Source organism: Flavobacterium sp., assembly GCF_044373165.1.
Lineage (GTDB): Bacteria > Bacteroidota > Bacteroidia > Flavobacteriales > Flavobacteriaceae > Flavobacterium.
On record NZ_JBILQL010000085.1, the window covers coordinates 1 to 9,710 of the forward strand.

A 9,710-nucleotide genomic window follows, 5' to 3' on the forward strand; every position below is an offset into this window, starting at 1 on the left:
AACGCAAGAGTCGGTACACGTGATTTCTATCGCCTTCAAATTGCAAAACGGTATCGACCATGTGTTCCAAAATTTTCGGTCCGGCAATGTTGCCGTCTTTGGTGATGTGGCCAATTAAAATCACCGGTATGTTGGTTTCTTTGGCAAATTTAATCAGCTCGGCCGTAGTTTCTCTGATCTGAGAAATGCTGCCGGCAGTTGATTCAATATAGTCTGTATGTAAGGTTTGTATCGAATCGATGATTACGATATCCGGTTCTACTTCTACAATATGTCGGAAGATGTTTTGGGTTTTGGTTTCGGTTAAAATCAAACAATTTTCACTGTTGGGGTTAATGCGTTCTGCTCGCATTTTGATTTGTTTCTGACTTTCTTCGCCCGAAACATACAAAGTTTTATAAGGTAATTTGAGAGAAATTTGAAGCAACAGTGTGCTTTTTCCTATACCCGGTTCACCGCCCAATAGTATGAGCGAACCCGGAACGATGCCGCCGCCTAATACCCGATTCAATTCGGTGTCGGTAGTGTCCATACGCACTTCTTGCGCCGAATCGATTTCTTTTATTTTTAAAGGTTTAGAAACCCTTTTAGTTTCGGTTGCGGTAGGTTTCCAAGCTGCTTTTTCTTCCTTTTGAATGATCTCCTCGGCTATAGTATTCCATTCTTTGCAGGCATTGCATTGGCCTTGCCATTTGGCGAATTGAGTGCCGCAATTTTGACAAAAGAAAGTCGTTTTGAGTTTAGACATTATTCTGGTTTTTTCTCTTCCGTTGGCGTTGTTGTAGGGGTTTCGCTTGGCGTTTCAACAGGAACTTCTTCCGTCGGAGTTTCTTCCGTCACTTCTTTGCCTTTTTGGCCTTTTTTAGGCAGTGACTTTTTCAATTCATCCGCTCTTTCTATCATCATGTCTTTGGTTAAATCTCCCACTTCAGCTTGTTGGAAAGCGGCTAAATAGGATTTAACAGCACGAGCATTGTCACCTTTTTTCTCGTACATCTGCGCCATGTGATAGTCGGCCAACATGGTTTTTGGATAATTTTTTCGGGCCAATTGGGATAGTTGGTCAAATTCGTTATAAGCTTTATTTTTTAAGATGGCGGCTTCAATTGCTTTAAAATCATTAATTCTGATTTGTAATTTCAGGTTGAATGATTTTTCCAACATATCATATTTCTGAATCAAATAATCTACATAACCAGAAGGCAATACTGCAATTTTCTCTTGAAATTCGATAGTGGAAATGGGTTGGTAAACCGAGAATATTTGATACAAAGCACTCGGAATAGCATGCAAAACTAAAGAGTAGTGCGAAGAACCTTTGAAATCGTCATAACGGTAATTCACTTTCGGGTTGTTGATTTTACTGGCCAACTCATCCAAAGCCTGAATGCGTGTTCTCATTTTTTTTACATCGCCATCTGCGGAGCAATGGTAGTAAAACAAAGGTTGTTGTATGGCGGTTAAGCGTTCTACTATGCGCTCTTCCATTTCCGTTCCTAATTCAGGGCTCATCGAAATAAAAGCATTAAATATTGGCTGGTCTTTGTACAAATAGCAATTTAAAAATCCGGCCGTAGTATCTAATCCGGCCGCAATTCGGAATGGTGCCACGCGATAGTTTTTTTCAATCATCGGAATCAATTCCATTCCCATAAATTCAAAAAAAGCTTCTCCTTTTTCAAAGGGTAATCCTGTGGTTTCATCAAGCATACAATCGGCTTCGCGCTCATTGTTTTTGTTTTGACTGATGGCCACCACTATAACTTCGGGTAAATCATCCCAATAGTAACCATAACTCAAAGCACCTTGAAAGGCATCATAAAGAAAATCGCCGTCCATTAATATTAATATCGGATATTTTTGCGCCTTATTTTTGGAATAAGACGGCGGCAAACCAATCTTTATTTCTCGGTCTTCATTTAATTTTTGAGAAGTTATGGTGTCTGTGATGGTTTTTTGGGCCACTATCGAACTAGAGCAAACAAACAGTAAAAGGAGCAACAGTTGTTTCATGAGCTTTGGTTTTGGTTAAATAGAAATCGATGCTAAAATGACTAGCAAGATAGTAAATTATTTATTGCTATTGAAGACCGGCAACAAAACGTAAGAAATCAATCCGAGTAAAATGGTTAGTACGGTTTGTGAAGTCCAAACCAACCAACCGTAAGCTGTTCCCACATCATTGGAAATCCCGTAAAGCGAGAATATTAATGCAATAGAAAACGGATATGCGCCCAAGCCTCCATTGGAAAAACCTACGGCCAAACTTCCAAAAATAAAGCCCATAATGATGACATCGAAACTGATGTTTGAAGTTTCGGGCAGTGCAAAAATAGAAGCGTAAAACATCGCCAAATAAGAGAACCAGATAAAAAACGAGTGAAAGATGTATTCCCATTTTTTCTTCATTTTGAAAATAGTAGTCATGCCTTCAATAAGACCCGAAAGTTTTTTCTTGAGTTTGAGAATGATTTTCCATTCGGCATAAATCCAAATCAACAAAAAAACAATCCCGATTAAAACGGCAAAAAGGGCATAATAAATAATGGTTTGTAACGATATGTTTTTGCTTAATAAAAATTGATATATGGCATCAAACTGCGAAATAAAACCTATCAAAACAAAGAGTAAAAAGATGATCAAATCCACTATTCTCTCGGCAACGATAGTGCCGAAGGCTTTATCGAAAGGGACATTCTCGTATTTTTTTAACAAGGCGGCACGGGAAATTTCACCCGAACGCGGTACCGTAAGATTAACTAAATAGGAAACCGAAACCGTAAAGAAATTGTTGTGAAATTGGGTTTGATATCCCAGATGATTTAAGGCAAATTTCCATCGGTAGGCTCTCGACCAATAGCCAATGGTAGCAATCACTAACGATAAAAGAATGTAGTAATAATTAGCTTTTTGAAAACTAATTTTTATTTTTTCAATTTCCTCAGGTTTAAGCGTTGAATACTGGTAGTAAATAATACCCATTCCTATCAAAAGAGGAATTAGTATGGTTAGCCATTTACGGAGTAACTTTTTCAAGAGTTTAGGTTAAAGAATTATCCAATTCGTTGGGGAAAACCAACCAAGGTTTGAAAGTTTTGGCTTTTTCAAAATCCATAATGGCATACGACATAATGATGATAATATCGCCTTTGTGGACTTTACGCGCGGCCGGTCCGTTTAGGGTAATTTCGCCGGAGTTTTTCAAGCCTTTGATGACATAGGTTTCGAATCGTTCTCCGTTATTAACATTCACTATAGACACTTTTTCACCTTCAATAAGGTTAGAAGCATCCATTAAGGCTTCATCAATAGTGATGCTGCCAATATAATTTAAATCGGCACCCGTTACTTTAACACGGTGAATTTTTGATTTTACTACTTGAATTTGCATGGGGCAAAGGTAATTAATTTAGTGAAATAGTGTCAATCAATCGGATATTGTTGACAAAAACTGCTATGAAAGCGCGGTATTTTTTGGTTTTACTTTTGCGAATACAAGGCAGTAAAGTGGCTTCGTCGGCTATTTGAAAATATTCCAATTCAAATGTTGGGTGTTTGGTAAAGGCTTTTTGCACCCATAGCGTGACTTCGGCAGCCGATTTAGTCGCAAATAATTTTTGGCTCATTTGAAGGGTTTTATAAAGGAAAGCCGCTTCTTTTCTTTCAGTGTCCGATAACCTTTCGTTTCGGGAGCTCATGGCCAAACCATTTGGCTCTCTGAATATAGGGCAACCAATAATGTTAACCGGAAGTTTTTCTTTCTCGGTCATTTTTTTAACGATTTGCAATTGTTGAAAATCTTTTTCGCCAAAATAGGCATTGGTGGGTTTTACAATCTCAAACAATCGTTTGACTATGGTTCCGACACCGTTAAAATGTCCCGGACGAAATTGACCTTCCATTTGATGTTCCAGCCCGTCAAAATCAAAAGGCTCTGAAATAGTATTGCCGTGATAAATGTCTTCAACGCTAGGTGCATATACAATAATGTCATCAGAAACGGTTTTGATTTTTGCCACATCGGCCTCCAAGGTTCGAGGGTATTTGGCTAAATCTTCCGAGTTGTTGAATTGCGTTGGATTGACAAAAATGCTGATAACCGTTATGGAATTGTTGGTTTCCGACTCTTTGAGCAATGACAAATGACCTTCGTGCAAAGCACCCATAGTGGGCACAAAACCAATGGAGGATGCGGTTTTAGAAACGGAAGCTAAATAAGCAACTAATTCATTTTGATTGTTAAAAATGAGCATTGGCTTTTGTAAATGAGTTGCAAACTTACTATTTTCATAAATAACTGCATAAATTTTTGTACTTTTGCCTGTTTTTTATTGCCAATAAATAAAGTTAAATAGATTATGGAAGATAAGAGGATATTGTATGTATCATCTGAAGTGGTGCCTTACTTGGCTGAAAATGAGGTGTCTTTGATGTCGTATGACGTCCCGAAAATGATTAATGATCAGGGAGGACAAATAAGAATATTCATGCCGCGATACGGAAATATCAATGAAAGAAGACACCAATTACACGAAGTAATCCGTTTGTCCGGAATGAATTTAGTGGTCAACGATTTAGACATGCCTTTGATTATAAAAGTAGCGTCAATTCCCAAAGAAAGAATCCAGGTTTATTTTATTGATAATGATGAGTACTTCAAGCGCAAAGCGACTTTTAGCGATGAAGACGGAGTGATGTATCCCGACAATGATGAAAGAGCTATTTTCTTCGCCAAAGGGGTTGTAGAAACGGTTAAAAAATTAAATTGGGTTCCCGATATTATACACGTGCATGGTTGGATGGCCAGTTTGTTGCCGGTTTACATGAAACATTATTACAAAGATGAAGCTTTGTTTTCTGAAACTAAAATTGTAACGTCTGTTTACGGACAATCTTTTGATGGGAATTTAGATTCTGAGATGATTGGAAAAATTAAATTTGACAATATACCGGAAGAAGCAGTTAAGGAATTGGAAATTCCAAATTATGAACATTTGATAATGGCAGCAGTCAAACACTCTGATGCCGTGATTGTAGCTTCAGAAAATCTGTCGGCAAGTTTAACAAAATTTATAGAATCTTCAGGGAAACCTTTTTTACCTTTCGCCTCGAAAGATAAATTCGCGGAAGCATACACAACCTTTTACAAAGCAATGCTTTCTTAAAAAAAATTATTCATTTTTATGTTTAAAAAACCATATTTACAACAGTTTGCATTTGGACTAATCGCCATTTTTTTAATAACTTCATGTGATAAAGATTTCAATGAAATCGGAGCTGATATAGTGGGTGATGATCATTTTGGTTTTGAGCGTTATGTTGGCGCCACAGTTAAATCATACAATCAAAAATTAGGGCCAATTGCTTCTAATAATTTACCTATTAATCCTTTAGGGTTTTATGAAAATCCTGCATTTGGAACAACCCAAGCCAATTTTGTTACCCAAGTTGAACTGGGTACAGTTGATCCGGAATTTAACAATGTTGACCCGGAAGAGTATGATGTTGATCCAACTGAAATAGACAGTGTTATTTTGGATATTCCTTACTTCAGTAAAGTAGTTGATACAGATGAAGACGGTGTTAGAACATATCAATTGGATTCCGTTTACGGTATAAGTGAATCTAAATTCAAACTGAGCGTTTATCAATCAAACTTTTACTTAAGAGATTTAGACCCTGAACAGTCTTTAGGAGAACAGCAGCTTTTTTACAACGATAAAGATGCTGAAATTGACAGTTATAAAGTTCCCGTTTTGTTAAATGATTTACCTACCTCTGATCCACAAAACGCGGATGGTCGTCAAAATCAACAATTCTTTTTTGATAAAAGAGAACACAGAACAGTTACTTTGAACGATGACGATGAGGAAGTAGAAACAAGAAGCGCGCCTTCCATGCGTTTGCATTTGAATAAATCGGTTTTTAACAATTTAATCTTAAATGCGCCGGTAGGCCAACTAGCCAATAATACCGTTTTTAAAAACTATTTCAGAGGCTTGTATTTTAAAACCGAAAGCTTAGGAAATCCTGGAAGCATGGCTATGCTAAATTTCAAAGGAGGTAAAATAACCATCTACTATAATGAAGACAAAGAAACCACCCAGGACGGGCAAACGGTTTACACTAGAGTCAACAAAACTTTGTTGTTAAATCTAACCGGAAATACGGTTAGTTTACTAAACAACAGTAATGAGAATCCCAATTATATCAACACGGTCAACAATACGCAAGAAGCTTCAAAGCTTTTTCTAAAAGGCGGACAAGGCGCCATAGCCATCGTTGATATTTTCGGTCCCGATGCTGACAATAATGGTATCGCCGATGAGGTTGAGGCAATAAAAGCTAACGGATGGATGATTAACGAAGCAAACTTAACATTTTATGTAGACCGTGATGCTATGGCGGATACTAAGATTTTTGAGCCGGACAGAATTTTCTTGTATGATTTAAACAATAAAACTCCATTAGTTGATTATACTTTTGATTTTTCATCTAATTCAGTTTATCCCAAATTTAATAAATTTGTTCACGATGGGATTATTCAAAGGGAGAATGTTCAAAACGGTAGAGGTGTTAAGTATAAAATTAGAATTACAAATCATGTAAGGAACTTAATTAATAACGACTCAACCAATGTAAGATTGGGATTAGCGGTAACGGAATCCATAAATAATGTGGGCTTTTCAAAACTAAAGACGGCTAATCTGAATACAAACAGCGCCCCAAGCATGTCAGTACTGAGTCCGTTGGGAACCATATTGTACGGATCTCATTCATCAGTACCTGAGGCTAAAAGATTAAAACTTGAAATTTATTATACAAAACCTGATTAATTCGTAAAGTTATGTGTGGAATTGTTGGCTACATCGGATATAGAGAAGCTTATCCAATAGTAATAAAAGGTTTAAAAAGACTGGAATACAGAGGTTATGACAGTGCAGGAATCATGCTATACAATGGTAAGGATATAGAGATTTCCAAAACCAAAGGAAAGGTTTCTAATTTAGAAGAAAAATCAACTGCATTGGCAGATTCAAAAGCTACTATCGGGATGGGTCATACCCGTTGGGCTACACATGGCGTGCCTAATGATGTTAATTCGCATCCGCATGTTTCCAATTCAGGCAACTTAGTGATTATTCATAACGGAATAATTGAGAACTATGAACCCCTAAAAAAGGAATTGATCAAGAGAGGTTATACTTTTACTTCGGATACAGATACTGAAGTTTTAGTTAATCTTATCGAAGATGTTAAAAAGAAAGACAATCTCAAAATAGGAAAAGCTGTTCAAGTAGCTTTGAACCAAGTAATAGGTGCTTATGCCATTTGTGTTTTTGACAAAGAAAAACCGGATGAAATAGTAGTCGCTCGATTAGGTAGTCCTTTGGCTATTGGTGTTGGTGAGGATGAGTTTTTCATTGCCTCAGATGCTTCACCGTTTATCGAATATACTTCTAATGCTATTTATTTAGAAGATGAGGAAATGGCTATCGTAAGATTGCACAAACCTTTAAAAATCAGAAAAATTAAAGATGACACTTTGGTTGATCCTTATGTTCAAGAGTTGCAAATGAATTTGGAGCAAATTGAAAAAGGAGGTTACGATCATTTCATGTTGAAAGAAATCTATGAACAGCCTAATGTAATCAAAGACACCTATCGCGGAAGATTATTGGCCAATCAAGGAATCATTCAAATGGCAGGAGTGGAAGATAATATCGAGAGATTTCTCCATGCGCAAAGAATTTTAATCATCGCTTGCGGTACTTCTTGGCACGCAGGTCTGGTTGCAGAATATATAATTGAAGAGTTCGCCCGCATACCGGTTGAGGTAGAATATGCTTCCGAGTTCAGATACCGCAATCCTATTATTAACAAAGACGACGTGGTTATTGCCATTTCGCAATCCGGAGAAACAGCCGATACTTTGGCGGCAATCAAGTTGGCTAAAGAAAAAGGAGCATTTGTTTTCGGGGTTTGTAATGTAGTAGGTTCATCTATCTCAAGAGAAACGCATGCCGGTGCATATACTCACGCCGGACCAGAAATTGGAGTGGCTTCCACCAAAGCATTTACTACTCAAATCACTGTGTTGACCATGATTGCATTGCGTTTGGCGAAAGCAAAAGGGACGCTATCCAACTCAGACTTCCACAGATATTTACAAGAGTTAGAAGTGATACCGGAAAAAGTGCAGGAAGCCCTTGAAACTAATGAAAGAGCGAAAGCCATAGCCGCAAAGTTTAAAGACGCCACTAATTGTCTCTATTTAGGTAGAGGTTACAATTTCCCGGTAGCTTTGGAAGGCGCATTAAAGTTAAAAGAAATCTCCTATATCCATGCAGAAGGGTATCCTGCTGCCGAAATGAAACACGGTCCTATTGCTTTAATCGATGAGCAAATGCCGGTGGTTGTTATTGCGCCTAAACAAGGTCATTATGATAAAGTAGTGAGTAACATTCAGGAAATTAAATCCAGAAGCGGTAAAATTATTGCGGTAGTCACTAAAGGAGACATACAGGTTAAAGAACTTGCCGATCACATTATTGAAATTCCGGAGACTTCAGATGCATTATCTCCACTAATTACAACCATCCCATTACAATTATTGTCTTATCATATAGCAGTAATGAGAGGTTGTAACGTAGACCAGCCAAGAAATTTGGCAAAATCTGTTACAGTAGAATAATAAGTTTTGTACTACAAATATTATATTTAAGCGAGATTTTTTCTCGCTTTTTTTTTGCGCCTGTTTTATGATTAATTTAACAGACACTTCGTTTTGTATGTGCGCATAGTATTTTTTTTATCAATTCCGCTAAAACATTAAAAAAAGCGTAAAAAATTATATTTTGCCATATTGTTGACAATCAGGCTAAATAATTCATTATTCCCAAAAACACTAGGGTGTTTTTGATAATTAAAAAAAAATATTTGTACATTGGCTACTTAAACCAAAAAATTTAAAACCAAATGAAGATTTATTTATTTATCGTTTCATTGTTTTTTTGCGGTATCACTTACGCGCAAACTTCAATATCCGGTTCGGTAAAAGACAGTAAAAACCAACCAATCCCGGGTGCCAACGTAAAAGTGGTTGGCGACAGTGCAGGTACAGTAACCGATGGAGATGGTAATTTTAGTTTGTCAACTTCCAAAAAACCACCTTTCGACATCGAAGTTTCAAGTGTAGGTTATGGGTCAACTACTGCATCAGTAACTGCCAATAACCAAAAAATGAACGTTTCTTTATCGGAACAACAAACCCAATTAGACGAGATTGTAGTATCGGCTTCCAGAGCTCCTGAGAAAGTCCGAGAATCTCCGGTAACCATCGAGAGAATGACTATCAAAGATGTGAAGAAAACAGCTTCTCCTTCTTTTTACGATGGTTTAGAGAACTTGAAAGAAGTTCAAATGAATACTAGTAGTATGTCGTTTAAATCCATCAATACCCGTGGTTTTGCTACTGTAGCCAATACCCGTTTTATGCAATTGGTGGATGGTATGGACAACTCTTCTCCGTTACTAAACTTTGTGTTAGGTAACTTGATTGGAGTATCTGATATTGATGTGGCCAGCGTAGAGCTTTTACCGGGTGCTTCATCAGCATTATATGGTGCCAACGCGTTCAACGGTATTTTGTTTATGAACAGTAAAAGTCCATTCAAATACCAAGGGATTTCTACCTATGTAAAATATGG

The 9,710-nt window shown here is 37.2% G+C and carries 9 protein-coding genes; 4 read left to right on the forward strand and 5 right to left on the reverse strand.

Annotated features, from left to right (window positions below):
* From ACIQ32_RS10100 to panC, 5 genes are all read right to left on the reverse strand, one after another.
* On the reverse strand, positions 1-748 hold a 748-nt coding region (locus tag ACIQ32_RS10100; protein WP_396195570.1), incomplete at its 3' end, for an AAA family ATPase.
* Positions 748-2,013 (reverse strand): alpha/beta hydrolase-fold protein, encoded by a 1,266-nt coding sequence (locus ACIQ32_RS10105; protein WP_396195571.1) that lies wholly within the window; start codon positions 2,011-2,013, stop codon positions 748-750. The genes ACIQ32_RS10105 and ACIQ32_RS10100, both read right to left, overlap by 1 nt.
* A 57-nt stretch (positions 2,014-2,070) precedes the next feature.
* Positions 2,071-3,036 carry a YbhN family protein gene (locus ACIQ32_RS10110; RefSeq protein ID WP_396195572.1) on the reverse strand — a complete coding sequence of 322 codons (966 nt, stop codon included), beginning with the start codon at positions 3,034-3,036 and terminating at the stop codon, positions 2,071-2,073.
* 4 nt (positions 3,037-3,040) lie between these two features.
* Entirely contained in the window at positions 3,041-3,391 is a 351-nt protein-coding gene (panD, locus tag ACIQ32_RS10115) for an aspartate 1-decarboxylase (protein ID WP_396195573.1), read from the reverse strand.
* A 13-nt stretch (positions 3,392-3,404) separates the two neighbouring features.
* On the reverse strand, positions 3,405-4,253 hold the full coding sequence (gene panC, locus ACIQ32_RS10120) for a pantoate--beta-alanine ligase (protein WP_396195574.1): 849 nt from the start codon (positions 4,251-4,253) through the stop codon (positions 3,405-3,407).
* 105 nt (positions 4,254-4,358) lie between these two features.
* Here panC and ACIQ32_RS10125 point away from each other — a divergent pair, with 105 nt between their 5' ends.
* The 4 genes from ACIQ32_RS10125 to ACIQ32_RS10140 all read left to right on the forward strand — a co-directional run.
* Complete coding sequence (locus tag ACIQ32_RS10125) at positions 4,359-5,165, forward strand: glycogen/starch synthase (RefSeq protein WP_396195575.1); 807 nt, start codon at positions 4,359-4,361, stop codon at positions 5,163-5,165.
* 18 nt (positions 5,166-5,183) lie between these two features.
* A complete protein-coding gene (locus tag ACIQ32_RS10130) occupies positions 5,184-6,836 on the forward strand; it encodes a DUF4270 domain-containing protein (RefSeq protein ID WP_396195576.1) in 1,653 nt (550 codons plus the stop codon).
* Positions 6,837-6,847: 11 nt separating this feature from the next.
* The gene (gene glmS, locus ACIQ32_RS10135; protein WP_396195577.1) at positions 6,848-8,695 is read left to right on the forward strand and encodes a glutamine--fructose-6-phosphate transaminase (isomerizing); all 1,848 of its coding nucleotides are present in this window, start codon (positions 6,848-6,850) and stop codon (positions 8,693-8,695) included.
* 284 nt (positions 8,696-8,979) lie between these two features.
* The coding region (locus ACIQ32_RS10140) for a carboxypeptidase-like regulatory domain-containing protein (RefSeq protein ID WP_396195578.1) at positions 8,980-9,710 on the forward strand (731 nt) is incomplete at its 3' end.

Coding starts and splice junctions, on each gene's coding strand:
- panC (WP_396195574.1), bottom strand. CDS start 4,253: ATGCTCATTTTTAACAATCAAAATGAATTAGTTGCTTATTTAGCTTCC.
- ACIQ32_RS10125 (WP_396195575.1), top strand. CDS start 4,359: ATGGAAGATAAGAGGATATTGTATGTATCATCTGAAGTGGTGCCTTAC.
- ACIQ32_RS10105 (WP_396195571.1), bottom strand. CDS start 2,013: ATGAAACAACTGTTGCTCCTTTTACTGTTTGTTTGCTCTAGTTCGATA.
- panD (WP_396195573.1), bottom strand. CDS start 3,391: ATGCAAATTCAAGTAGTAAAATCAAAAATTCACCGTGTTAAAGTAACG.
- ACIQ32_RS10130 (WP_396195576.1), top strand. CDS start 5,184: ATGTTTAAAAAACCATATTTACAACAGTTTGCATTTGGACTAATCGCC.
- glmS (WP_396195577.1), top strand. CDS start 6,848: ATGTGTGGAATTGTTGGCTACATCGGATATAGAGAAGCTTATCCAATA.